At 46.9% G+C, this 24,529-nt stretch carries 24 protein-coding genes and 1 other annotated feature; of the genes, 23 read left to right on the forward strand and 1 reads right to left on the reverse strand.

Features of this window, described 5'->3' with window-relative positions; genetic code table 11:
• Nucleotides 1-8 precede the first annotated feature (8 nt).
• The 21 genes from mraY (at nt 9) to ACXHJ2_RS06955 (ending at nt 21,883) form a co-directional block, all read left to right on the forward strand.
• Nucleotides 9-977, forward strand: coding sequence for a phospho-N-acetylmuramoyl-pentapeptide-transferase (gene mraY, locus ACXHJ2_RS06855; protein WP_013372092.1), 969 nt, complete (start codon nt 9-11; stop codon nt 975-977).
• A gap of 4 nt (nt 978-981) precedes the next feature.
• The gene (gene murD / locus ACXHJ2_RS06860) at nt 982-2,403 is read left to right on the forward strand and encodes a UDP-N-acetylmuramoyl-L-alanine--D-glutamate ligase (protein WP_165079596.1); all 1,422 of its coding nucleotides are present in this window, start codon (nt 982-984) and stop codon (nt 2,401-2,403) included.
• A gap of 49 nt (nt 2,404-2,452) precedes the next feature.
• Complete coding sequence (spoVE, locus tag ACXHJ2_RS06865; protein WP_013372090.1) at nt 2,453-3,550, forward strand: stage V sporulation protein E; 1,098 nt, start codon at nt 2,453-2,455, stop codon at nt 3,548-3,550.
• Between the two features lie 6 nt (nt 3,551-3,556).
• Complete coding sequence (gene murG, locus ACXHJ2_RS06870) at nt 3,557-4,666, forward strand: undecaprenyldiphospho-muramoylpentapeptide beta-N-acetylglucosaminyltransferase (RefSeq protein WP_165079597.1); 1,110 nt, start codon at nt 3,557-3,559, stop codon at nt 4,664-4,666.
• 146 nt (nt 4,667-4,812) lie between these two features.
• Nucleotides 4,813-5,718, forward strand: coding sequence for a UDP-N-acetylmuramate dehydrogenase (gene murB / locus ACXHJ2_RS06875; protein ID WP_013372088.1), 906 nt, complete (start codon nt 4,813-4,815; stop codon nt 5,716-5,718).
• Nucleotides 5,708-7,018 carry a UDP-N-acetylglucosamine 1-carboxyvinyltransferase gene (murA, locus tag ACXHJ2_RS06880; RefSeq protein ID WP_013372087.1) on the forward strand — a complete coding sequence of 437 codons (1,311 nt, stop codon included), beginning with the start codon at nt 5,708-5,710 and terminating at the stop codon, nt 7,016-7,018. Before murB ends, murA begins: the two co-directional genes overlap by 11 nt.
• A 56-nt stretch (nt 7,019-7,074) precedes the next feature.
• Entirely contained in the window at nt 7,075-7,839 is a 765-nt protein-coding gene (locus ACXHJ2_RS06885) for a cell division protein FtsQ/DivIB (RefSeq protein WP_165079598.1), read from the forward strand.
• 199 nt (nt 7,840-8,038) lie between these two features.
• Entirely contained in the window at nt 8,039-9,310 is a 1,272-nt protein-coding gene (ftsA, locus tag ACXHJ2_RS06890; protein ID WP_040103330.1) for a cell division protein FtsA, read from the forward strand.
• Between the two features lie 67 nt (nt 9,311-9,377).
• The gene (gene ftsZ / locus ACXHJ2_RS06895) at nt 9,378-10,502 is read left to right on the forward strand and encodes a cell division protein FtsZ (protein WP_013372084.1); all 1,125 of its coding nucleotides are present in this window, start codon (nt 9,378-9,380) and stop codon (nt 10,500-10,502) included.
• Between the two features lie 192 nt (nt 10,503-10,694).
• Entirely contained in the window at nt 10,695-11,681 is a 987-nt protein-coding gene (gene spoIIGA / locus ACXHJ2_RS06900; RefSeq protein ID WP_165079599.1) for a sigma-E processing peptidase SpoIIGA, read from the forward strand.
• Nucleotides 11,682-11,791: 110 nt separating this feature from the next.
• The gene (gene sigE, locus ACXHJ2_RS06905; protein WP_013372081.1) at nt 11,792-12,532 is read left to right on the forward strand and encodes an RNA polymerase sporulation sigma factor SigE; all 741 of its coding nucleotides are present in this window, start codon (nt 11,792-11,794) and stop codon (nt 12,530-12,532) included.
• Nucleotides 12,533-12,628: 96 nt separating this feature from the next.
• Nucleotides 12,629-13,411 carry an RNA polymerase sporulation sigma factor SigG gene (gene sigG, locus ACXHJ2_RS06910; protein ID WP_013372080.1) on the forward strand — a complete coding sequence of 261 codons (783 nt, stop codon included), beginning with the start codon at nt 12,629-12,631 and terminating at the stop codon, nt 13,409-13,411.
• A 117-nt stretch (nt 13,412-13,528) separates the two neighbouring features.
• On the forward strand, nt 13,529-13,873 hold the full coding sequence (locus tag ACXHJ2_RS06915; RefSeq protein WP_016324551.1) for a YlmC/YmxH family sporulation protein: 345 nt from the start codon (nt 13,529-13,531) through the stop codon (nt 13,871-13,873).
• 82 nt (nt 13,874-13,955) lie between these two features.
• Nucleotides 13,956-14,840, forward strand: coding sequence for a peptidoglycan editing factor PgeF (gene pgeF, locus ACXHJ2_RS06920; protein WP_025676444.1), 885 nt, complete (start codon nt 13,956-13,958; stop codon nt 14,838-14,840).
• An 8-nt stretch (nt 14,841-14,848) separates the two neighbouring features.
• Nucleotides 14,849-15,550 carry a YggS family pyridoxal phosphate-dependent enzyme gene (locus tag ACXHJ2_RS06925; RefSeq protein ID WP_058829867.1) on the forward strand — a complete coding sequence of 234 codons (702 nt, stop codon included), beginning with the start codon at nt 14,849-14,851 and terminating at the stop codon, nt 15,548-15,550.
• On the forward strand, nt 15,541-15,993 hold the full coding sequence (locus ACXHJ2_RS06930) for a cell division protein SepF (RefSeq protein ID WP_013372076.1): 453 nt from the start codon (nt 15,541-15,543) through the stop codon (nt 15,991-15,993). Before ACXHJ2_RS06925 ends, ACXHJ2_RS06930 begins: the two co-directional genes overlap by 10 nt.
• Nucleotides 15,994-16,000: 7 nt before the next feature.
• On the forward strand, nt 16,001-16,258 hold the full coding sequence (locus ACXHJ2_RS06935; protein WP_013372075.1) for a YggT family protein: 258 nt from the start codon (nt 16,001-16,003) through the stop codon (nt 16,256-16,258).
• Between the two features lie 8 nt (nt 16,259-16,266).
• Nucleotides 16,267-17,049 carry a YlmH family RNA-binding protein gene (locus ACXHJ2_RS06940; protein ID WP_165079600.1) on the forward strand — a complete coding sequence of 261 codons (783 nt, stop codon included), beginning with the start codon at nt 16,267-16,269 and terminating at the stop codon, nt 17,047-17,049.
• 172 nt (nt 17,050-17,221) lie between these two features.
• Nucleotides 17,222-17,731: a DivIVA domain-containing protein gene (locus ACXHJ2_RS06945; RefSeq protein WP_013311075.1), complete on the forward strand. Its 510-nt coding sequence runs from the start codon at nt 17,222-17,224 to the stop codon at nt 17,729-17,731.
• Nucleotides 17,732-17,902: 171 nt separating this feature from the next.
• Nucleotides 17,903-18,182 (forward strand) — a binding site (T-box leader).
• Between the two features lie 78 nt (nt 18,183-18,260).
• Nucleotides 18,261-21,350, forward strand: coding sequence for an isoleucine--tRNA ligase (gene ileS, locus ACXHJ2_RS06950; RefSeq protein WP_025676449.1), 3,090 nt, complete (start codon nt 18,261-18,263; stop codon nt 21,348-21,350).
• A 185-nt stretch (nt 21,351-21,535) separates the two neighbouring features.
• The gene (locus ACXHJ2_RS06955) at nt 21,536-21,883 is read left to right on the forward strand and encodes a DUF5665 domain-containing protein (protein ID WP_025676451.1); all 348 of its coding nucleotides are present in this window, start codon (nt 21,536-21,538) and stop codon (nt 21,881-21,883) included.
• Nucleotides 21,884-21,900: 17 nt separating this feature from the next.
• Here ACXHJ2_RS06955 and ACXHJ2_RS06960 read toward each other — a convergent pair whose 3' ends face one another.
• The gene (locus ACXHJ2_RS06960; protein WP_165079601.1) at nt 21,901-22,635 is read right to left on the reverse strand and encodes a TraR/DksA C4-type zinc finger protein; all 735 of its coding nucleotides are present in this window, start codon (nt 22,633-22,635) and stop codon (nt 21,901-21,903) included.
• A gap of 234 nt (nt 22,636-22,869) precedes the next feature.
• Here ACXHJ2_RS06960 and lspA point away from each other — a divergent pair, with 234 nt between their 5' ends.
• Nucleotides 22,870-23,361, forward strand: a complete 492-nt coding sequence (gene lspA / locus ACXHJ2_RS06965) for a signal peptidase II (RefSeq protein ID WP_013372070.1) — start codon at nt 22,870-22,872, stop codon at nt 23,359-23,361.
• Between the two features lies 1 nt (nt 23,362).
• Complete coding sequence (locus ACXHJ2_RS06970; RefSeq protein ID WP_090738749.1) at nt 23,363-24,334, forward strand: RluA family pseudouridine synthase; 972 nt, start codon at nt 23,363-23,365, stop codon at nt 24,332-24,334.
• The last annotated feature ends 195 nt before the right edge of the window (nt 24,335-24,529 follow it).

Here is a 24,529-nt window from a genome sequence, read left to right on the forward strand (position 1 = left end):
AGACTCCCATGGATATTCAATTATTACTGCTGACGATCGTCGTATCGTTTATACTGGCGGTCATTGCCGCTCCACTGCTCATTCCGCTGCTGCGGCGAATGAAATTCGGCCAGCAGGTCCGGGATGACGGGCCACAAAGCCATCTTAAAAAGATAGGTACGCCTACAATGGGCGGTATCGTAATCTTGCTGGCTTTTACGCTGACCTTTCTAAAGTTTTCAGCTATCAAAAATACGGACTTTTACGTTCTGCTGGTTGCTACGCTCGGTTTTGGGCTGATCGGCTTTTTGGACGACTATATTAAAATCGTATTCAAACGCTCGCTCGGTCTGACTGCGCGTCAAAAGCTGTTCGGGCAGTTATTGTTTGGCGCGATTATGTGCTGGCTTCTGATTAGCAATGATCACAGCACGGCAATCGGCATCCCGGGCACCTCATGGTCATTTGATTGGGGAGGTTGGTTCTACTATCCGTTCATTATTATCATGATGCTGGCGATCAGCAACGCTGTCAATTTTACAGATGGGCTGGACGGGCTGCTGTCTGGTACAAGTGCGATTGCATTTGCTGCTTATGCCATTGTGGCGATTCAAGCAACCTCGCTTCCGGCTGCAGTTTGCGCAGCGGCCATGATTGGCGCTGTACTTGGTTTTCTCGTATATAATGCTCATCCTGCCAAGGTATTTATGGGTGACACAGGCTCGCTGGGAATCGGCGGAGCCATTGGTGCCATTGCCATTGTTACGAAAAGCGAAATTTTGTTCCTCATCATCGGTGGTGTATTCGTGATTGAAATGCTGTCCGTGGTCTTGCAGGTAGCTTCCTTTAAAACCCGTGGCAAGCGTATTTTCAAAATGAGCCCGATTCATCATCATTTCGAGCTGTCCGGCTGGTCCGAATGGCGCGTAGTTATTACATTCTGGGCTGTAGGACTGCTGTTGGCAGGACTTGGACTTTATCTCAACAAGGGGTTGTAGACAAATGAATCATCCAGACGCATACCGAGATCAGGAAGTTGTCATTATCGGTCTGGCCAAAAGCGGCGTACAAGTTGCCAAGGTGCTACATCAGGCCGGGGTCAAGCTCACAGTCAATGATAAAAAAGATAGGGAACAATGTCCCGAAGCTTCTGAATTAGAGGCTTTGGGAATTTCCGTTTTATGCGGGGGTCACCCGGAAGGGCTGATTCATCCTGGAGTGAAACTGGTTGTCAAAAATCCAGGAATTCCTTACACGGCCCCTCCCGTACAGAAAGCTGTCGAGCTCGGCATTGAGGTCGTGACCGAGGTTGAGGTCGCCTACCATCTATGCAAAGCTCCAATTATCGGAATTACTGGCTCCAACGGAAAGACGACCACGACCACTTGGGTGGGCAAGTTGTTGGAGGGATCCGGCATGAATCCGATCGTGGCTGGTAATATCGGTACGCCATTATGCGAGGCGGCTGTGGACGCCAAGTCGGACGAGTGGATGGTTGTGGAGCTGAGCAGCTTTCAGTTAAAAGGAACAAAGGATTTCAAGCCCGCTGTAGCCTGTTTGCTCAATGTAGCTGAGACCCATTTGGACTACCACGGAGGCATGGAGGACTACGTTGCATCAAAGGCACGTCTATTTGCCAATCAAACAGCGTCGGATACCGCGGTGGTGAACTGGGATGATCCCGTCTGCCGAGAGCTTGTGCCCTATATTCAAGCGAAGCTGCTTCCTTTCTCAATGACGGAACGTTTGCAGGAAGGGGTGTTCGCTGACCCGCCATACATACCGGATGTGACGGATGATATTGAAAGAAACATCGTATACCGTGATGGAAATGGGGTACTGCATCCCATTATAGGCGTGACCGATATTGGGCTTCCGGGTCGTTTTAACGTAGAAAATGCTCTAGCTGCTTGTGCAATCGCCATTGCCGCAGGAGCAGAACCAGCAAAATTAGCGGAACCATTAAGCGCTTTTCGCGGTGTAGAACATCGGCTTGAATATGTTTTAGAACACGGTGGAGTAGCTTATTACAACAATTCCAAAGCAACCAATTCGAAAGCGACAATGATGGCCTTATCTTCCTTTAAGCAACCCATCGTACTCATTGCCGGAGGATTGGATCGTGGCTCTGATTATGCGGAGCTTGTACCATCCTTGCAGGAAGGTGTGAAAGCTGTTGTACTCTTGGGTGAGACACGGCATAAGCTGGCAGATCGGGCTCGTCAGGCTGGAATAGAGCATGTCAAGGTCGTCGATAATGGGGAGGATGCCGCCGCTACGCTCGTGGAGGCTGTAAACAAGGCAGCTCAATTTGCTGAGACGGGAGATGTGGTATTACTCTCACCCGCTTGTGCAAGTTGGGATATGTTCCAATCCTATGAAGAGCGTGGACGTATTTTTAAAGAGGCGGCGCATAAATTGTAAGTAGGGGGGTTGGATAAGCCCCTACTTTTATGCAAGGGGTGGCCTCCTGATGAAGCAATCTCGTCCGGCGCCAGATATATGGCTTTTCGTCTGTATTGTAAGCTTGTTAGCCATCGGCATGGTTATGGTATACAGCGCGGGCGCCGTCCTCGCTTTTCACGAGTACGGGGACTCCTACTATTTTGTTAAACGACAATTGCTGTTTGCGGGGCTCGGCCTTGTAGCCATGTACTTTACTGCCCGAACGGACTATCGGATTTGGCAGAAATATGCCAAGGTCGTATTGTTGATCTGTCTGGCTCTACTGGTTGCCGTTTTAATTCCTGGCATTGGTGTAGTAAGAGGCGGAGCACGAAGCTGGCTCGGTATTAGCTCTTTTGGCATTCAACCTTCCGAGTTTATGAAGCTGGGTATGATTCTTTTTCTCTCTCAATGGCTCAGTCGTCCTGACTATGATATTAGCTCTTTTACGCGCGGGCTGTTGCCTCCGCTTGGGCTCATGGGACTGGCCTTTGGGCTCATCATGCTCCAGCCTGATTTGGGCACAGGCACGGTAATGATGGGAGCATCCATGCTGATCGTATTTACGGCAGGCGCGCGTATGAAGCATCTTGGTCTACTGGCCTTGTCGGGGGCAGCGGGGTTTGCTGCACTGATTGCAGCTGCCCCTTATCGACTCCAGCGTATTACCGCATTTCTGGACCCTTGGTCTGATCCACTTGGCGCGGGTTATCAAATTATTCAATCGCTATATGCTATTGGTCCTGGCGGATTGGCAGGCTTGGGGCTCGGCATGAGTCGGCAAAAATATAGCTACGTTCCTGAGCCACAGACGGACTTTATCTTTTCCATACTGGCGGAGGAGCTTGGTTTTATCGGTGGAATGACGGTGCTGGGGCTTTTTTTGGTCCTTGTTTGGAGAGGGATGCGTGTCGCTATTACCATCCCGGACACCTATGGCAGTTTGCTTGCGGTAGGTATTGTCGGAATGGTGGCGGTACAGGTCGTTATTAATATTGGTGTTGTTATCGGTCTAATGCCGGTGACAGGAATAACACTGCCCTTAATCAGCTATGGAGGTTCTTCATTGACCTTAATGCTAACTGCTCTGGGCATTTTATTAAATTTATCACGTTATGCGAGGTGAACGTTTATGCGCGTCGTGTTGAGCGGCGGCGGTACTGGAGGGCATATTTATCCAGCGCTGGCCGTAGCCAGACAGTGCGAAGAAATAGATCCGGACGCTGAATTTTTATACATTGGCGGTCAACGAGGGCTCGAAAGTAAATTAGTTCCTCAGGAAAAAATTCCATTTGAGGCTATTGATATCACAGGATTTCGTCGCAGCTTGTCTGTAGAAAATATAAAAACAATCATGCGCTTTTTCAAAGGAGTTCGCAGGTCCAAAGCATTATTAAAGAAATTTAAGCCAGATATCGTTATTGGCACCGGGGGATATGTATGCGGCCCTGTCGTTTATGCAGCTTCCAAGTTGGGAATACCCAGCATTATTCATGAACAAAATGCAATTCCTGGGTTGACCAATGCATTTCTGAGTCGCTATGTGGATACAGTGGCTGTTAGCTTTGAAGGCTCGGAAGGAGCTTTTCCTAAAGCTAAAAATGTACTATACACTGGGAACCCCCGTGCTACAACAGTTCGTTTGGCTAACCGGGATCGGGGATTTGCTACAATAGGGGTTCCGATGAACAGCTCAGTTGTCCTGGTGGTTGGCGGCAGCAGAGGAGCGAAGGCCATTAATGATGCCATGATTGCAATGGTTCCGCAACTTTCGCAACTGAAAGACGTCCATTTTGTATATGTGACTGGCGAATCTTACTATGAGCAAACGCTGGACAGCATACGAAATCAGATCGGCTCATTGCCCAATCATCTACACGTGCTTCCCTATATTCACAATATGCCTGAGGTACTGGCTTGTACCTCTTTAATTGTTAATCGCGCAGGTGCGTCCTTCTTGGCAGAGATTACATCGCTCGGCATTCCGTCCATTCTGATTCCATCACCCAATGTGACGAATAACCACCAGGAGGCTAATGCTCGTACACTTGAAAAGGCAGGGGCTTCTGTCATGATCACAGAAAAGGAATTGAGTGGCCCGGCTCTGTTTCAATCTATAGCGGAAATTATGAAGGATAAGGCAAGGCGGAGCCGGATGGCGGAGTTGGCATCTGCGCTTGGCAAGCCTGACTCAGCAGATATTTTAGTAAAAGAAATGGAGCGTCTTGCCCATAAAAGGTAGTCCGCAGCGCAGATTTGGGCGGTTGTCACACACCGGACGGTATTTACATAGGATACCCTATAGATTGTGACCATCACCCAGGCTGCCGGTTGTTAGGTGAGAGCCTTATAACGATGCGGGGCAAGCAACAAGGAGGTTTCAGTACAATGCAGCAATGGATGCCATTATTAGCGGAGCATGATATCGGAAAAGTGCTGGAGCATGAACCGCTGTCCAAGTATACGACCTGGAAGATCGGAGGCCCTGCGGATGCTCTTGTGATCCCGGATACCAAAGAGCAATTGGCAAAGATTTTGAAGCTGGCTAGCGAGCACGGAATTCCCTGGATGCAGTTGGGGCGGGGCTCCAACATGCTCGTCTCTGACAAAGGGATTCGGGGACTGGTGATCAAGCTGGGACCAGGATTTGATTATGTTCGTTTTGAGGATGAACAGATCGTTGCTGGTGGAGGCGTTTCACTGGTCAAACTATGTGTTATGGCTAGCAAGCAGGGTCTGTCAGGCCTTGAGTTTGCTGGTGGTATTCCAGGATCGGTCGGTGGGGCTGTCTACATGAACGCCGGTGCCCACGGGTCTGATGTGTCACAAATATTCCAGTCCGCTGAGATTGTGCTGGATACAGGGGAATTGGCTGTGTACAATGCCGAGGATATGCATTTTAGCTATCGTCACTCCGTGCTGCATGAGCAACGTGGAATGGTGACAGAGGCAGTGTTCCAGATGAAGCGGGGGGACCGAGAGGAAATCTCAGCAGCGCTTGCGGCTTTTAAAGACCGCCGTAGGCTGACCCAGCCGCTACAGTTAGCTTGTGCAGGAAGCGTGTTCCGTAATCCACCAGGAGACTATGCTGCCCGGCTTATTGAAAGCGCAGGTCTTAAAGGTTTGAAAGCGGGAGGCGCTGAGGTATCTGTACAACATGCTAATTTCATTGTAAATACCGGTCAAGCGACAGCAGAGGACGTGCTTACCCTAATGAAGCATATTCAAAGTACAATATCATCTCAAACCGGCATCAAGCTAGTTCCGGAGGTTTTCGTAGTGGGTGAGCGGTAAACTCGGAGGTGATACATTGGACAAATTGGTGATTGAGGGAGGCCGTCCCCTGTCAGGCACCATACGTATCCATGGGGCGAAAAATGCGGCACTACCTATTCTTGCAGCAAGCTTGCTTGCACAAGGTAAGGTGGAAATTCGGAATGTCCCCCATCTTTTAGACATTAAGGTCATGCTGCATATCCTAGAAAGACTTGGTTGCACATGCCGACATGAAGAGGAAACGGTATATGTGGATACATCGTCCGTCCGAACGTTCCAAATTCCTGAGGATTTGATGAAGCAAATGCGGTCATCTATCTTTCTAATGGGACCGCTGCTCGCCAGATACGGAGAAGTTTCCATTTACCAGCCTGGAGGCTGCGCCATAGGCGAGCGCAAAATTGATCTTCACCTGGAGGGCTTAAAAGCCCTTGGCGCAGAGATCGAGGAGAAAGACGAGCAAATTACGTTTCGAGCCCGCAAGCTGATCGGCTCGGACATCCACATGGATTTTCCGAGCGTAGGCGCAACAGAAAATATTATGATGGCTGCCGCGCTGGCCGAAGGACGAACAACGATTACCAATGCAGCGAGGGAACCAGAGATTCAGGATCTTCAAAACTTTCTGAATGCCATGGGAGCCCATATTATTGGTGCTGGAACAGATACAATTACAATCACGGGGGTCAGTCAACTCAATCCTTGTACGTATGAGGTCATTCCTGACCGCATAGTAGCTGGAACGGTTATGATCGCAGCGGCAGCTACACGAGGTAGTGTGTCATTGACACACTGCAATCCTTCCCACTTGTCTGCTCTGATTCACGTCCTTAGGCGGGCTGGTGTTCAAATCGGCATCTTGAATGATATAATGACCGTAAGTTGTATGAGCCGTCCTAAAGCAGTGGAGAGGATCGTTACCTCACCTTATCCGTCATTTCCGACGGATTTGCAATCTCAGGTCATGGTTTTGCTTTCTTTGGCGGACGGCTTCAGTGTCATGAAAGAGACTGTCTTTGAAAGCCGATTTAAGCATGTAGATGAACTGAATGTAATGGGTGCTGATATTACAGTCGATGCGAATGCTGCTTTTATAAGAGGGGTTTCTCGTTTGTACGGGGCTACAGTAGAGGCTACCGATCTGCGGGCAGGGGCTGCACTGGTTATAGCCGGTCTAGCCGCTCAAGGACGTACCATTGTCGAGCAGGTTCATCACATTGACAGAGGATATGACCGGATCGAACGTCTTTTCCAGGGATTGGGTGCCCGAATGAGCCGTCAGTCTCCGGTGCCCGAGCAGCTGGATTTCGTAAATTAATGCCTGTAATGTCCCTCCGTTAACGGGGGGACAAAGGGCTTTTGTGGAGAGAAGCTATGCCAAATGCTCAAATACCTGTTCTTAAAAAGAACAGAACGAAAAAAAGAACAAGCCGGAAGATTGCTATTCTTCTCATTTTGTTGTTTATTGTACTGCTCGCTGTTCTCTTTTTCCGTTCTTCGTTGAGTCAGGTTTCTGAAATTCGTTTTGATGGTAATGTATTTTCGACCCGGGAGCAACTTCTCAATCGAAGTGGTCTCGCTGTCGGAGATCAATATTTCGGAGTCAGTGCTTCCGACGTCTCTGAGAAGCTGCGGGAAATTCAGTCGATTCAGCAAGTCACAGTGGACAAGCAGTTTCCGGGCATCATTACGATTCACATTAAGGAGTTTGCTACAGTAGCTTACGAGTTGCAAAGTGACGGTAGCCTGCGTGCTATTCTAGCAAATGGGACAAGCGTGGGCGTAGGAAGCAGTGGGATAGCGGTTGAAAAGCCTATTTTGACTAAATGGAAATCAGATGATCCCTACAAAGCGAAGCTGTGTGATGCTTTATCACGCATTCCGGGAGAATGGACAGCTGATATTTCGGAAATCATTCCGGCGCCGATTCCTTCTTTTCCAGACCGTATAAAAATGTACACGCGTTCCCAGTTTGAGGTTATTACAACTGTTTCACTGTTGAACTCTAAAATCAGCTATTTGAACCAGGTGCTAGAAACAGAAGATCCTGGTGTGATCACAATGCTGGAGGCGGATTCCTACGTTCCATTCAAACCCGATACGAGCGAAGAGGGCCAAGAAAAAGATACTACTCAGTGATGTGAAAAAATGCTAGAATTGATTTTATGGGTAATAGACTTGCCTCCTTCTTTTTTCTTCAAATTTTTATGTGACTGCAACCATAAATTGGCTTCTAAAAAATTTGTAGAAAAAAGAGGGAAAGCATGGAGTATGTTGAATATGTACAGAGTGTGTTTAAAGAACGAAATTCATTTTGGAGTCAGGAGGTGCCACAGACTTGAGCAACAATGACATCATTGTTAGTTTGGACATCGGTACATCCAAAGTTCGGGCTATTATTGGGGAAATGAATAATGGAACCTTTAATATTATTGGAGTTGGATCTGCCGACTCGGAAGGGATTCGCAAAGGTGCAATTGTAGACATTGATCAAACCGTGCAATCAATCCGTAACGCCGTGGATCACGCAGAACGCATGGTTGGTATTCAAATAACAGAAGTGTATGTGGGGATTTCAGGCAACCATATTGGTCTGCAAAATAGTCATGGCGTAGTAGCCGTGTCCAACGAGGACCGTGAAATCGGCGAGGAGGACATTGAACGTGTACTGAAGGCAGCAGAAGTAATTGCCGTACCACCGGAGAGAGAAATTATTGACGTGGTAGCCAAGCAGTATGTCGTAGATGGCCTTGAAGGAATTCAGGACCCTCGTGGTATGATCGGTGTTCGTCTCGAAGTAGAGGCTACGATTGTTACTGGAGGCAAGACCCCAATACATAATCTGTTGCGCTGCGTTGAGAAAGCCGGCCTGAGGATTAAAGATCTCGTCTTGTTGCCTCTTGGAGCTGGACAGTTGTCTCTTTCGAAGGATGAAAAGGTGATGGGTTCCGTGCTGGTGGATATTGGTGCAGGTTCTACGAATGTGGCCATTTTCCAGGAAGGAACGATTGTTGCTACATCAACACTCCCCATCGGCGGAGAATTTGTAACCAATGATATTGCCTACGGACTGAGAACCCTTACCGATCAAGCTGAAAAAGTAAAACTCAAATACGGCTGCGCTTGGTATGATGATGCAGCAGCCGATGTCGTCTTTAAAGTGACCCGTATCGGCAGTAATGTAGATAAGGAGTTCAACCAACAGGATTTGGCTGCTATTATTGAGCCGAGAGTACAGGAAATTTTTCAACTCATTCAGGCGGAAGTTAAGCGCTTGGGTTACACAGAGCTTCCGGGGGGTTATATACTTACCGGAGGCACCGTCTCCATGCCTGGTGTACTTCAGGTGGCACAAAGCGAACTGGCCGCTTCCGTAAGGATCGCTGTACCTGATTTTATCGGTGTAAGGGATCCGGGATATACGAGCGGAGTTGGTATCTTGCATAATGCTATCCGTTACTATCGCGGGAGATCGACTAGTGTTAGCAACAGTGGCGGTAGTACCAAGAAGCCGACTAGCCGAACCAAGAGCAGCAGTCCCGTTGCGGAAGGCGAGCAAAAGCAGGGGTTGATTGAACGCTTAAAAAATATGTTCAGTGAATTTATATAACGTTCATTGCTAATTATGCCAATCATGGACGGGCCATCCATGCACATTGAGGGGGAGATGGAATAGTATGTTGGAATTTGATTTTGAAATGGAGAGCTTGGCTCAAATTAAAGTGATCGGCGTCGGAGGCGGCGGCAGCAATGCAGTTAACCGAATGATCGAAAATGGAGTTCAGGGTGTAGAGTTCATTACAGTCAATACAGATGCCCAGGCGCTTCACTTGGCGAAGTCTGAGCACAAGCTTCAAATTGGCGATAAGCTCACTCGCGGTCTGGGTGCCGGGGCTAACCCTGATGTGGGTAAAAAAGCGGCTGAAGAGTCGCGTGAGCTTATTATGAATACGCTCAAAGGCGCGGATATGGTATTTGTAACTGCGGGAATGGGTGGCGGTACAGGAACCGGAGCGGCCCCTGTCATTGCTGAAATTGCTAAGGAATGCGGTGCGCTGACTGTAGGCGTGGTAACCCGACCATTCACATTTGAAGGGCGTAAACGCTCCAATCAAGCTGAACTTGGCATTGAGGGATTGAAAGAAAAAGTAGACACCTTGATTGTAATCCCGAATGATCGCTTGCTTGAAATTGTGGACAAGAAAACTCCAATGCTGGAAGCATTCCGTGAAGCGGATAATGTTCTACGTCAGGCCGTACAAGGTATTTCGGATTTGATCGCTGTACCGGGTCTGATCAACCTTGACTTTGCTGACGTAAAAACGATCATGACGGAGCGTGGCTCCGCGTTGATGGGGATTGGCGAAGCAACGGGTGAAAATCGTGCGGCTGAAGCAGCGCGTAAGGCTATCATGAGTCCGTTGCTGGAGACATCCATAGAAGGTGCGCGTGGTGTCATTATGAACATCACTGGCGGCACCAATTTGTCTCTATACGAGGTCAATGAGGCGGCTGAAATTGTAACATCAGCTTCCGATCCGGAAGTGAACATGATCTTCGGTGCCATCATTGATGAAGACTTGAAAGAAGAGATTAAGGTTACCGTGATCGCCACTGGTTTTGAAGGTAAGCCGAGCCAGCCAGCACCGGGACGTAGACCAGCAGCTAACCCAGCGGCTTCCGAAGCAACGGAAAAGTCCTCTCCTAACTTGCGTCCATTCGGTAACACTCAAAGCAGTGACCAATTGGATATTCCGACATTCTTACGTAACCGTTCACGCAATAATAATAACGATAACTAGTTTGAATTTAGAAAGCCCGCATTCTCCTTGGAGATGCGGGCTTCTTTCTGTTTTCTCCCGCATTCCACACCGCCAGTGCTTCTCCTCTTTCCGACAAAATTAGTCGGACACCGTCCCCACCGTTAGACAGACTTTGAAGCGTATGACTACTATACTTAAGCCTATCCTGCAAAATGCTGGGCGGGTGAATCCTTGGTTGTTTATATCGATTTGATTTTCTTGGCCAATTTGTTTATTGATGCTGTGTTGCTAATGGTCACCGCCTGGATGAGAAAGATCCGACCCGTGTGGTGGCGATTGATGACTTCAGCTGGAATTGGCGCAATGTACGTGGTCATGATGTTTGTGCCGGAGCTGTCATTTTTGTTTACGTTTCTAATCAAGCTGGTCTTATCGGTCATTATGCTGCTAGTGGCCTTTGGCTTTGGCAGCATGCAAAAGTATCTTCGTACAATGGGTGCCTTTTACATGATCAATTTTGTAGCAGCAGGTGGCATTTTGGGGATGCATTATTTTCTCCAGAATACGGGAGAATTGTTTAATGGCATCTGGTATACCGCATCAGGTGGAATGTCTTTTGAATTGAAAATCGCATTCTGGTTTATTTTATGCGCATTTGGCGGAGTGATGCTCTTCTTTCGTATTGTGCAGTCCTCAAAGCAGCGTACAGAAAGGATGAGTGGCTTTTTGGGGCAAGTACAGGTGTGGATTGGGCAGGATCATATTGAGTGTACAGGCTTGTTGGATACAGGTAACCAACTGCATGATCCTTTGACCCGAACCCCAGTAATGGTGATGGAGGCGGCTTTGTGGGAATCGTATTTACCCGCTTCCTGGCTCCAAAAATGTTCTGAGGGTAATGCTGATCAACTAGTGATGGATCTGGGGGAGGAATCGTTCAGCTGGCAGGATCGTGTTCGTCTCGTCCCTTATCGTGGAATTAACCGAAGTCATTCCTTTATGCTCGCACTCAAACCAGATCGAGTAGAGGTGGTGATGAATGGGGTTCATTTTGTACATCATCGAGTGCTGATTGGCTTAGACGGGGGGAAGTTGTCGGCAGAGGGCAAATATCGTGCCATCATCCACCCAGATGTGACGGCACACGAAGAAGGGGAGGCTGATACAAACCTAAAACGAAAAGCATATGCTAGAGACCATTTTACAGAATCAGGATAATGGAGAAGAGCACAGGACAAGGTTTAAAGACGAGGAGAAACATTCAATGCTGGAATGGACGGAGCTCAGTAAGACTTAACTTGCACTATTTTCAAAAGGGGGAGAATGATATGAGGGAACAAATGAATTTAAAAATGAAATTTAGGCTAGCATGGCAACTGCAATATTATCGTATTTTATTTTTATTCGGGCTGAAAAGTGAAGAAATTTATTATATTGGCGGTAGCGAGGCGCTCCCCCCTCCATTAACAAGAGACGAGGAAGAGTATTTACTTGGAAAGCTTTCTTCTGGAGATGCAGCAGTACGGTCGATGCTCATCGAGAGAAATTTGCGGTTAGTTGTGTATATTGCCCGTAAATTTGAGAATACGGGCATCAACATTGAGGATCTCGTATCCATCGGTGCTATTGGGCTGATCAAAGCGGTGAACACTTTTGATCCGGAGAAGAAAATCAAACTTGCCACCTATGCATCCCGATGCATAGAGAATGAGATTTTAATGTATTTGCGTCGCAATAGCAAAACGAGAACGGAGGTTTCTTTTGATGAGCCTCTGAATATCGATTGGGATGGTAATGAGTTGTTGCTTTCCGATGTGATGGGAACGGAAAATGATACCATTTATCGTAATATTGAGGAGCAAGTAGACCGTAAATTATTGCATAAGGCACTGGATAAGCTGACGGATCGAGAGCGTTTGATTATGGAACTTCGCTTCGGTTTACAAGACGGAGAAGAGAAGACACAGAAGGATGTTGCTGACCTGTTGGGTATATCGCAATCGTATATTTCGCGTCTGGAAAAACGAATTATAAAGCGCTTACGAAAGGAATTTAATAAAATGGTATAATGCTTGGAGATATCCGGAAGCGATGGAAACGGCGAATAAAAAAATGCCCTCAGGAGATAATGTACATTAATGTTGCTCCTTGGGAGGTAAGACACGATGACCCGAAACAAAGTGGAAATTTGCGGTGTGGATACCGCTAAACTGCCGGTATTAACCAATGCAGAAATGCGCGAGCTGTTCACATCACTTCAGCAAAATAATGAACGATCAGCCAGAGAAAAATTGGTCAACGGCAATCTCCGGCTCGTCCTGAGTGTGATTCAGCGTTTTAACAATCGGGGGGAGTTTGTGGACGATTTGTTCCAGGTAGGATGCATCGGCCTGATGAAGGCGATTGATAATTTTGACCTTTCGCAAAACGTAAAGTTCTCCACTTATGCGGTGCCGATGATCATCGGAGAGATTCGCCGTTATTTGCGGGATAACAATCCGATCCGTGTGTCCCGTTCGTTGCGGGATATTGCATATAAGGCGCTTCAGGTGCGGGACAGTCTGACAAATCTGAACTCGCGGGAACCAACGATCTTTGAAATATCAGAAGTGCTAAATGTGCCTAAAGAAGATGTTGTGTTCGCATTGGATGCGATTCAGGATCCAGTTTCGCTGTTCGAGCCGATATATCACGACGGGGGCGACCCAATCTATGTGATGGATCAGATCAGTGATGACAGAAATAAAGACGTCTCATGGATTGAGGAAATCGCTCTCCGGGAAGCGATGCATCGCCTGGGCCAGCGTGAAAAGATGATATTGTCTATGCGTTTTTATGAAGGAAAGACGCAAATGGAGGTTGCCGACGAAATCGGTATCTCTCAAGCCCAGGTTTCGAGATTAGAGAAGTCGGCTATACAGCAAATGCAAAAACATGTAAAGTCCTAATGAAATGAATAAAATGTTTGAATGATTCAGTGACAAAAACGATCCCGTGCGGATCGTTTTTGCGTTTGTAGGACATTTTTTGGGCTCTTCCACTCATATAGTGAAATAAAGGATGTGATGCGTGTGAATGCACCGGAAACGTCAGTAAGAGCCATGAAAATTTCCGAGTTTCAAACCAAGGATGTCATTAACATTGTAGATGGACGACGTCTGGGACAAATCAGTGATCTGGAGATTGACGTACGACAAGGGAAAATTGAAGCTATTGTGGTTCCGGGCAGCAGTCGATTCATGGGCTGGTTTGGAGGGGGAAGCGAATTGGTTATTCCGTGGCGCAACATTGTGAAAATTGGTTCGGATGTTGTGCTTGTTCGACTGGAGGGATTGCATGAGCCACCGGATGAAAGAGAGGAAAAGCTGTATATCGAACGTCAGGAGCGGAATGACCGACGGGTCTTTTGAACAGGAGGGACACGTAATTTAGTATGTTGTGAAGACACAGCGGCGGCTTTTTGGTACACTGGGCAGTAGAGGTGAGAACAAAATGGAACCGTTTATAGTGAATACCGAGGCTAAAGGGACTACGCCCATGCAAGATGGCAGACGTCCCGTGCCGGAGTTGTTATATATTCAATCTTGGGAGCGGCAGGTTCAGGGATTAACAGCGGGGTTTACAGGGCGTCATGGCGGTGTCAGTGAAGCGCCATACGATAGTCTGAACTGTGCGTTTCATGTAGGGGATGACCCCGAGAAAGTCATTCGCAACCGCCGATTAATTGCTGAGCAGCTTGGTTTTGCTGCTGAAGCGTGGACGTGCGGCGAGCAGGTCCACGGTAATCATGTTGCTGTTGTCCAGGCTGCTGATCGTGGGCGAGGCTTTATGGATCGTGCATCAGCTTTTCAGGACACAGATGGACTTTTGACGAATATACCAGGCATTTTGCTGACGTCCTTTTATGCGGACTGTGTACCCCTATATTTTTGTGATCCCGTGCATCGTGTGATTGGGTTGGCGCATGCAGGCTGGAAGGGAACAGTGGCGGAGATTGCGTTGAAAATGGTACAGACCATGCAAACTGAATATGGATCTCAGCCGTCCGATATACTAGCAGCTATTGGTCCTTCCATTGGTCCTGAATCCTATGAGGTAGATGAGCATGTGATGAGCCAAATTCGGGTTTTAGAGCATGATTGCCCGGGTAATGATAAATGGGAAGGTTCTGTTTATTTCCCCTTAACGGGCGGAAAAACACTACTTGACTTGAAACAATGCAATCGACACATTATGATGAAAGCAGGAATATTGCCGAGCCATATCGAATGTACTACCTTGTGCACGAGTAGCCGTAGCGATTTGTTTTTTTCATATCGTAAGGAAGGCGGCGTTACAGGAAGAATGGCGAGTTGGATTGGTCTGGAAGAGAGGTGAGTCCTCCCGTGTCTTTGGAGGAACGAATTAAAGAAGTTAACGCCCGTATCGAAGCGGCATGTGCCCGTAGCGGACGTTCGCGTGATGAAGTAAATGTGATCGCTGTCACGAAATATGTTTCGGCGGCGGCAATGGCATCCGTATTGGATAACGACTTGGAGCATGTGGGCGAAAATCGCTGGCAGGATGCTGCAGATAAATGGAGCAAGTTGGGTGACCGGGGAACGTGGCATTTTATTGGTCATCTCCAAACGAATAAGGTTAAAGATGTAATTGGAAAATTTAAATTTATACATTCGCTTGATCGCTTATCGCTCGCTCAGGAATTGGATAAGAAGGCAGCCGCTTTGGGACTGCGAGTCAAAGCTTTTGTACAAGTCAATATTTCTGGGGAAATTTCAAAATACGGCTTATCCCCCGAGGCGGTCGCCCCTTTCTTGGAACAAATTCGCGAGTTGGAACATGTGGACGTAATCGGCTTGATGACCATGGCTCCTCATGAGGAAGACCCAGAACATACTCGACCTGTGTTTCGAGGATTGCGTGAACTGCGTGATCGGTTAAATGGACAAGCCTTGACTAGAGAACCTATCGTTCACTTGTCTATGGGGATGTCCAATGATTTTGAAGTGGCGGTTGAAGAAGGAGCGACCTGGTTGCGGCTTGGTTCCGTACTGGTCGGACGAGAGGAGGATTTTCAGTGGGCGTAATGAATAAGTTCATGAACTTTCTGGGGCTTCAGGAAGAAGAGGAAGTTATAGAGCGAGAGGTTATGAATACGCCGGAAGATCAAGAAATTGAAACCCCAAGCTTTGATAAACGTAAGAACCAGAAGGGCACGAATGTTGTCAGCATCCATTCACAGAAAAATGTGAAAGTTGTTCTTTATGAGCCGCGTTCTTACGATGAAGCACAGGAAATCGCCGACCATATCCGTTCACATCGCACCGTCGTGGTTAACTTGCAACGAATTCGCAAGGATCAGGCGTTACGTATCATTGATTTTTTGAGTGGTACTGTGTATGCACTGAGTGGCGGCATTTCGAAGGTCGGTAACAATATTTTTCTGTGCACACCGGATACGGTTGAAATTCAAGGCTCCATTACGGAGATACTGGCTGACACTGAACAAGAACTTAACAGAATGAGGTGAGCTTTTCTTGATCGAGGTAATTTACTGGTTATTTCAGATTTATTCGTACATGATCATTGCATATGTCCTGCTGTCATGGCTTCCTAATGCCAGAGAGAGTGTGATCGGTGATTTACTTGCCAGGTTTGTGGAGCCGTATTTGTCTCCTTTTCGCAGGTTTATACCGCCAATCTTCGGGATGATTGATATTTCACCTATCGTAGCGCTGATTGCTTTGCGTTTTGCATCGTACGGTTTGATTTCTTTAATTGGTAATTTCGTCTAGGAGGATTTATGCGAACTGAGATTTATGAGCATTTTCACCCGGATGAACGGGATTATGTGGATCGTGCTTCCGAATGGATCAGTCATGCGGGAGCTTATCATGAGCAGAAGCTGACTGATTTTTTGGATCCGCGACAACAGTACATATTGGAGACACTTGCTTCGAAGGAAGACAAGGTCACGATTAGGGTAGATGGCGGATATACGGCTTCGGAACGAAAGCGGGCGCTGATTGCGCCCGATTATTCGTATTTGGACGATGAGGAAATGGGAATTCAGGTCCTTTCCATCTCTTCTGATGATCATAAAATCAATACCCTTGAGCACGGCGATTATCTAGGTGCCATTTTGGGGCTTGGAATCAAGCGTGGAAAAATCGGGGACATTCACGTGCTGGATGATGGGTGTCATGTGTTGGTAGCATCAGAGATCGGAGATTTTATAACCATGCATTTGCAGCAGGTACATCGTATTCATGTTTGGACAGAACTGTTGCCAGTAGCAAGTCTCCGAACGAAGGAAGTTGCATTAGAGGCGATGGATCTGACGGTCGCTTCTTTGCGTCTGGACGGGATTGCCAGTGACGTCTACAAATTGAGTCGCAGTAAAATATTAACACCGATTCGAGCGGGACGATGTCGGGTAAACTGGAAGGTGGAGGAGAATCCATCTACTTCACTTAAGGTTGGGGACGTTATTTCCATGCAGGGATTTGGGCGTTTCAAAGTGCTTGAAACAGACGGGATGACAAAAAAGGGTAGATTCCGTGTCAAAATTGGTAAGTTTGTATAGCTGTAGGCAGGATTCATGAGCTTTCTGTCGAAAGAATTAACCTATAGCGAAGAACTGGAACGATTTTGCTCTGTACAGTATTCACAAAACGGGGTATGATGACCGATAGATGATAATGAGCGTCGTGACGCGGAAAATGAATTTTTTGTCAATCTTATAGGAGGTGGACGGCATGCCATTAACGCCATTGGATATACATAATAAGGAATTTGCCCGCCGGCTTCGCGGTTATGATGAGGATCAGGTTAATGAATTTTTGGATCAGGTGATCAAGGATTACGAGGGCGTTATTCGTGAAAATAAAGAACTGAGCACCCAGTTGCTGAACGTACAGGAGAAGCTCGATCATTTTGCGACGATTGAAGATACACTGAGTAAGACAATTATTGTCGCGCAGGAAGCAGCTGATGAAGTTCGCAACAACGCCAAGAAAGAATCTCAACTGATCGTGAAGGAAGCGGAAAAAAATGCGGATCGTATTGTGAACGAAGCATTGTCCAAATCCCGCAAAATCGCGTTGGAGGTTGAAGAACTGAAGAAACAGGCTTCAATTTACCGAGCACGGTTTCGTACATTGGTGGAAGCACAGCTTGACTTGTTAAGCCAAGATGGCTGGGAAGCACTTGAAAACCGGGAACGCGAAGTGCTGGAGCGCGAGCGTGAAATGAAAGAAATTTACTGATTTTGATTTCTGACAAGCTTTTCATTAGGTCTTGTTAGGGTTGACTTTTATCTTTAAACAGGCTATAACTGTAAATACTATACTGAATTCAACGATTATCCGTCTATTGGTTGATGGTTGTTATTCAAGGCAACGATGTTGCTGGTTTAAGATTTCGATGAATTTAACATGTTTAATTCGTTGATGGGAACGAGTACGTCATGATTTGTCCCTCAGAGAGTTGGCCTTCCGGTGCAAGCCAACGTTCAGAACATGACTGAAGATCCCCCCGGAGAAGTGAGCTGAAGCGCTTAAATTTATGGCGTGTGTAAGCAATCACCGTTTGCCATGCGTTATAATGGCGCCCTGCTGAAGTTGAGTAGGGCTCAGAGAGTCGTGACAAGATCGTCTTCTTTAGACTGGTCTAATTACGGAATCAGGGTGGTAACGCGAGCACAGTCTCGTCCCTTTTACAGGGATGGGGCTTTTTTTGTTGCTTTTTTAAGTGCGCTAGAACAATTAATGATGAGCAGAGAGGAAGTATGACGTTATGAACAGAGTGGATGTTAAAGAAAAAGCACGGTCACGTGACCTACGCATCCTGAGCAAATGGAAACAGGAGGACACGTTCCGTAAATCCATTACCAATCGTGAAGGAAAGCCTAATTTTGTGTTTTATGAGGGCCCACCAACAGCTAACGGCAAACCACACATCGGTCATGTGCTGGGTCGCGTAATTAAGGATTTCGTCGGCCGCTATCAGACCATGAAGGGATACCGCGTTGTACGTAAGGCGGGTTGGGATACGCATGGCCTGCCGGTAGAGCTGGGTGTGCAAAAGCAACTGGGGATCTCTCACAAGCCTGAAATTGAAGAATACGGTGTTGAGAAATTTATTAAAAAATGTAAAGCGAGCGTGTTTGAATACGAGCAGCAGTGGCGCGATTTAACCGAAGCGATCGGATACTGGACAGACCTCGATCACCCATACATTACCTTGGACAATAACTATATCGAGAGTGTATGGAACATTTTGGCGACGATTCATGAGAAAGATCTGCTGTATCGTGGTCATCGTGTGAGTCCGTACTGCCCGGATTGTCAGACAACACTAAGTTCCCATGAAGTAGCACAGGGCTACAAAGATGTAAAGGATCTGAGTGCCACGGCCAAATTCAAGCTGCATAGCAGTGGTGAATATGTATTGGCCTGGACGACAACACCTTGGACCTTGCCGAGTCACGTGGCGCTCGCCGTCAACCCTGAGCTGGAATACGCACGTGTGAAGCAGGAAGATGGGGTATACATCGTTGCTAAAAATCTTGTTGAGACCGTAATTAAAGGTGATCATGAAGTGATTGGCACGCTATCGGGTTCAGAACTGGTAGGCCAAACCTATACCCCGCCATTTACTTATTTTCAGGTGGAGAAAGGTAACCAAATTCTGGGTGCCAAGTTCGTAACAGATTCCAGCGGTACAGGTATCGTTCATATGGCCCCGGCACATGGTGAGGATGACTATCGCGTATGTCGTGAAAATGGCGTTGGGTTTATCAACGTAGTGGATCTCCAAGGAAACTATGTAGCTGAAATCACTGATTTTGCAGGCCGTTTTGTGAAAGATTGCGATGTAGATATTGTGAAAATGCTGTCCGAAAAAGGGTTGCTGTACAGCAAGGAAAAATACGAGCATAGCTATCCGTTCTGCTGGCGCTGCGATACTCCATTATTGTACTATGCGATGGACAGCTGGTTTATCAAAACAACTGCGATCAAGGATCAACTGATTGCCAACAACAGCGAAGTTGAATGGTACCCGGGCCATGTACGCGAAGGACGCTTCGGTAAGTTTTTGGAGGAACTGGTGGATTGGAACATCAGTCGCGATCGCTATTGGGGTACACCGCTCAATATCTGGGTTTGTGAGGAAACTGGAGAACAGTTCGCACCTCATAGTATTGCTGAATTGAGAGAACGTGCAATTGGGGATGTACCAGCGGATATCGAGCTACACAAACCTTATGTAGATGATATCAAGGTTCGTAGCCAATGCGGTAAATACGAAATGACTCGCACACCGGAAGTCATCGATGTATGGTTCGATAGCGGCTCTATGCCGTTTGCACAGCATCACTATCCTTTTGAGAATAATGAAACGTTTGAGCAGCAATTTCCGGCAGATATGATCTGTGAAGGGATTGACCAGACTCGTGGCTGGTTCTATAGCTTGCTTGCGGTTTCGACGATGCTGACTGGCAAAGCTCCTTACAAAGCTGTCATGGCAACAGGCCATGTACTGGATGAGCAGGGGCAGAAAATGTCCAAATCAAAGGGTAATGTTATTGATCCGTGGGAAGTGATTGATGAGTACGGAACAGATGCTTTCCGCTGGGCATTACTGTCCGATAGTGCACCATGGAATAGCAAACGTTTTTCCAAAGGCATTGTAGGCGAGGCTAAATCGAAGCTGGTAGATACGCTTGTCAATACACACGCATTTCTGACTCTGTATGCGGATATTGACGGATTTGATCCGGCACAGCATCCATTCAAGCCATCGGCACACAAGTTGGATCGCTGGATTTTATCCCGTCTAAACAGCCTAATCTTGGTTGTGGATAAAGCATTGTCTGTAAATGACTTCCTGAACTCATCCAAAGCGATTGAGTCGTTTGTGGATGAGCTGAGTAACTGGTATATCCGTCGTTCACGTGATCGTTTCTGGGGTAACGGGCTTACAGAAGATAAGCTGGATGCGTATCGAACATTGACTGAGGTGTTGTTAACGACGGCGAAGCTGCTTGCACCGTTCACACCGCTGCTTGCTGAGGATATTTATCTCAACCTGAGCAATGGAGAAAGTGTTCATCTGGATGACTATCCGTCTGCCAATGAATCCTTAATTGATCTGGAACTGGAACGAGATATGGAAACAGCACGTCGCGTCGTTGAATTAGCACGTAATGTCCGTAACGAAACGGGTTTGAAAACACGTCAACCGTTGTCTGAATTGATTCTGTCTATGGATCAGGATTTTGACCTGAGCGGCTATGAAGAAATCATCAAAGACGAGATCAATGTGAAGCATATTCATGTTGAGACGGATGATAGCGGATTTGTTGATTTTACATTGAAGCTGAATTTGAAAGTAGCAGGCAAGAAATACGGCAAAAATGTTGGATTCCTACAAAACCTTTTCAAAGGTATGTCTGCTGAGGATACTCGTTCTGTTGTAGAAAAAGGAGTGCTGAACGTGGCTTCTCCAGAAGGTGAAGAGTTGCAAGTTACAGCCGAAGAATTGCTGGTGGAGAAAAAAGCAAAAGAAGGCTTCGCTTCTGCTTCTGGCTATGGCTTAACGGTAGCGCTGAACACAGATATTACACCGGAGCTTGAGCAAGAGGGCTGGGTACGTGAAGTGGTTCGCGCGGTACAAGATTACCGCAAAAAGCTGGATCTGCCGATTGAAAAGTATGTAGCATTGACGTTGGATGTAGACAGCGACTTGCGTCAGGCGATCGAAAGCTTCGACTCTGTGTTGCGTGAGAACGTATTGGTAACCACGGTGACATTTGGTCAAGCTGAACCAGCGGAACATGTAGAAGTGAACGGCAAAACCATCGGCGTTCATATTGGGGAATAATTACAAGCCCCCTGTCCCATAATACAATAACAGGCAGCATATAAAAACGAGCCTAAGCATCGGAAACGGGTTTCCTCCGTTACGTGCTTCGGCTCGTTTGCTGCTTTCGGGGCAGCTATGGGAAAAGGGGGATTGTGCATATGACAGCACGGTCAAGGCGCAGACAGGGAAGGAGTCTCCGAGGGATGAACGGAGAAGGGGCCGCCATAGCCTCAGAAAAGGGAATAGCAGGTGAACAGGCAGAGAAACTAAGTCGTGTGGAAAAGCTGGTGCAAGCTGTGTCAGAGCAGATGGAACGAACACGTATTGCAGATTACGCTTTGCTGCTGAATAAACCTTGGCGATTGCTTTGGCTAAACCTAATATCAGGTGTTTCCCGAGGGATCGGCATTGCGCTAGGGTTTACTTTTTTTGCTGCTACCATTATTTATGTGCTGCAAGTGCTCGGAGCGTTGAATTTGCCGATTATCGGTGATTATATCGCTGATATTGTACGGATCGTACAGCGACAATTAGAGCTTACTACCTACTAGGCGTTTCACTTTCAAGCTTACGATTCGTCCTCGTACAAATCTGGCTCCAGCAGACCTTCACCCTCGCCATCTTCTATATAACGCTGATAAATAGAACTACGGACAATGGATACATTTCTGCCATAAATGTCAGTAGCGACAAAGCTTTCATATGGCTCTACGAAGCCCATATTATCATCGCCGGCTTCGATTTCCATATCATCATAGCGATGGATTTCTCCACTTTCCGCCATGGCCGGAGTGTTAGAGGTCCCCCAATTTTCAACGATCTGCCAAGCATCTTCACCGTCAAAGCCGTTTTGTTCTTCACGCTCATCCAGGCTTGTTCTACCGAACGCGGGAGTGAGAAATTCTTCCTCCACCGGACGGTTGTTGGATACTTCTGTTTCAGGACTGAATTCTTTGCAATAAATGGTATAGGGAACAGCCAGCAGGCGTTCATAGGGAATGGGCTTACCGCTGGCGGCGCAAATGCCATAGGTCCCCTTGTCCATAGCCATCAAGGCTGATTTGATACGTTCCAATTGAAACTCGTCATGCTCCAGCAAGGAAATATCTTTAGCTCGCTCATAGGTTTCGGTAGCCAGATCGCCTGGATGGTTATCAATGGGAGAAAGCTCACCGGTTTGATCACGTTGAGAATCGCCGAGTCCATAATGGTCGTTGCTTTGCAACCGATGCTCAATTTCCTTTTTGCGTTCCAGCAGTTCGTTACGCAAGCCTTGTAATTGTTGCTCCGTCAATGGGGACATGGAATCCTCTCCTTGTTCTAGATTTACGTGCATGCGTTGTGTCAGGTATGCTCCTTGTAGTGTGCACCGGGAAGACCTCTTTTACATAGGAAATTCTAATCAAATGTAATCGAGTTCATTCCATTCAAGGACTGTGCTCGAAAGCCTGCAGGACTCGTGGACGATCTGAGAAGGCTTATGCTACAATAAATGGGTTCGACAACGGATATAAGCGGATCGGAGTGACGAAGGACTGTGATTTATTTTGGTATTGCGCTAATTATTTTTTTGATTGATCAGGGAGTCAAATATTTGGTGGCTACGCGGATGGAATTGTACGAGCAAATACCAGTCATCGGCAATTTCTTTTTAATTACCTCCCATCGTAATCGTGGAGCCGCTTTTGGGATTTTGGAAGGGCAACGCTGGCTTTTTATCGTGATCACAATTGTAGTAGTGATCGGTATCGTATGGTACCTAAGAAAAACAGTCAGAGCTGGGCAAAAACTACTTCCTGTTGCGCTAAGCTTGGTGCTTGGGGGAGCGGTTGGTAATTTTTTGGATCGGGCTATTTCTGGAGAAGTGGTTGATTTTGCACAGTTCAATTTTGGAAGCTACACATTCCCGATTTTTAATGTGGCAGATTCGGCAATTGTCATCGGTGTTGCACTGATTATTTTGGATACATTGCTGGAATCGCGTCGGGAAAAAGGGAATGGCAATGATAGCGTTGAAGGGAAGTCATAGCATGAACGAAGTGAATGAAAACGGCGAAGCCATAGGTCTGTCTTATGAGGACGAACTGGAGGGTGAATCTCTGGAATGGACGGCAGATTCAGGGAATGTCAAAACACGTATAGACAAATACATCGCCGAAGAAATGAAGGAAGTATCTCGTTCTCAAATTCAGCTGTGGATCGGGAATGGTCGCGTACTGGTGAACGGTACGGCGGTCAAAGCGAACTACAAGCTGGCTGAAGGAGATCATATTGTATTATCGGTACCTGAGCCAGAAAGTGTAGATATTATGCCGGAAAATATTCCGCTAGATGTTGTATACGAGGATTCGGACGTTATTGTCATTAACAAGCAACGTGGTCTAGTGGTGCATCCTGCACCAGGACACTCCTCGGGAACACTGGTCAACGCACTGATGTACCACTGCCATGACCTTTCCGGCATTAACGGGGAATTACGTCCCGGTATTGTTCACCGTATTGATAAGGATACATCAGGACTGCTGATGGCGGCTAAAAATGATCAGGCCCACGCATCACTTGCAGCACAGCTTAAGGATCATAGCGTGACTCGGAAATATATTGCATTGGTCCACGGTCATTTGAGCCACGATCAGGGAACCGTAGATGCTCCGATCGGTCGTGATTCAGGTGATCGTAAAATGTTCACGGTGACGGAACGCAACAGCAAGCATGCAGTTACCCATTTTCTCGTCATTGAACGCCTAGGTGATTATACCCTGCTTGAACTTCAATTGGAGACAGGACGCACACACCAAATTCGTGTTCACATGAAATTCATTGGACATCCATTGGTTGGCGACCCTATGTATGGGCGCAGTAAAGGGATTCGTATGGATGGCCAAGCGCTGCATGCGGCGGTTCTGGGATTTAAGCATCCAACCACGGGAGAATACTTGGAATTTAGCAGACCGATCCCTCCTGATATGGAGGACATATTAACGTCCTTGCGTAGTCGCTAAAACAACGATGAACTGCTTTTCTATTCAAAAACTTGAATAAATCATTAATTTAGACCGCCTAAATGGCGGTTTTTTTATTGTGAGACAAGGAATGGGTAAAAACAACTATGGATAATTATACAGATATGATGTATATTTATTAAAGTGCTTCCGGTGGTTCCGGTTGAACGGGTGTTGACACGAGATTTTCAATCT

It is taken from the genome of Paenibacillus sp. ALE3 (assembly GCF_054113405.1).

What these genes read in the sequence shown, in the direction of transcription:
- mraY (WP_013372092.1), top strand. Translation starts at nt 9, where the DNA reads ATGGATATTCAATTATTACTGCTGACGATCGTCGTATCGTTTATACTG.
- murD (WP_165079596.1), top strand. Translation starts at nt 982, where the DNA reads ATGAATCATCCAGACGCATACCGAGATCAGGAAGTTGTCATTATCGGT.
- spoVE (WP_013372090.1), top strand. Translation starts at nt 2,453, where the DNA reads ATGAAGCAATCTCGTCCGGCGCCAGATATATGGCTTTTCGTCTGTATT.
- murG (WP_165079597.1), top strand. Translation starts at nt 3,557, where the DNA reads ATGCGCGTCGTGTTGAGCGGCGGCGGTACTGGAGGGCATATTTATCCA.
- murB (WP_013372088.1), top strand. Translation starts at nt 4,813, where the DNA reads ATGCAGCAATGGATGCCATTATTAGCGGAGCATGATATCGGAAAAGTG.
- ACXHJ2_RS06885 (WP_165079598.1), top strand. Translation starts at nt 7,075, where the DNA reads ATGCCAAATGCTCAAATACCTGTTCTTAAAAAGAACAGAACGAAAAAA.
- ftsZ (WP_013372084.1), top strand. Translation starts at nt 9,378, where the DNA reads ATGTTGGAATTTGATTTTGAAATGGAGAGCTTGGCTCAAATTAAAGTG.
- sigE (WP_013372081.1), top strand. Translation starts at nt 11,792, where the DNA reads ATGAGGGAACAAATGAATTTAAAAATGAAATTTAGGCTAGCATGGCAA.
- sigG (WP_013372080.1), top strand. Translation starts at nt 12,629, where the DNA reads ATGACCCGAAACAAAGTGGAAATTTGCGGTGTGGATACCGCTAAACTG.
- ACXHJ2_RS06915 (WP_016324551.1), top strand. Translation starts at nt 13,529, where the DNA reads ATGCGTGTGAATGCACCGGAAACGTCAGTAAGAGCCATGAAAATTTCC.
- pgeF (WP_025676444.1), top strand. Translation starts at nt 13,956, where the DNA reads ATGGAACCGTTTATAGTGAATACCGAGGCTAAAGGGACTACGCCCATG.
- ACXHJ2_RS06940 (WP_165079600.1), top strand. Translation starts at nt 16,267, where the DNA reads ATGCGAACTGAGATTTATGAGCATTTTCACCCGGATGAACGGGATTAT.
- ACXHJ2_RS06945 (WP_013311075.1), top strand. Translation starts at nt 17,222, where the DNA reads ATGCCATTAACGCCATTGGATATACATAATAAGGAATTTGCCCGCCGG.
- ileS (WP_025676449.1), top strand. Translation starts at nt 18,261, where the DNA reads ATGAACAGAGTGGATGTTAAAGAAAAAGCACGGTCACGTGACCTACGC.
- ACXHJ2_RS06955 (WP_025676451.1), top strand. Translation starts at nt 21,536, where the DNA reads ATGAACGGAGAAGGGGCCGCCATAGCCTCAGAAAAGGGAATAGCAGGT.
- ACXHJ2_RS06960 (WP_165079601.1), bottom strand. Translation starts at nt 22,635, where the DNA reads ATGTCCCCATTGACGGAGCAACAATTACAAGGCTTGCGTAACGAACTG.
- ACXHJ2_RS06970 (WP_090738749.1), top strand. Translation starts at nt 23,363, where the DNA reads ATGAACGAAGTGAATGAAAACGGCGAAGCCATAGGTCTGTCTTATGAG.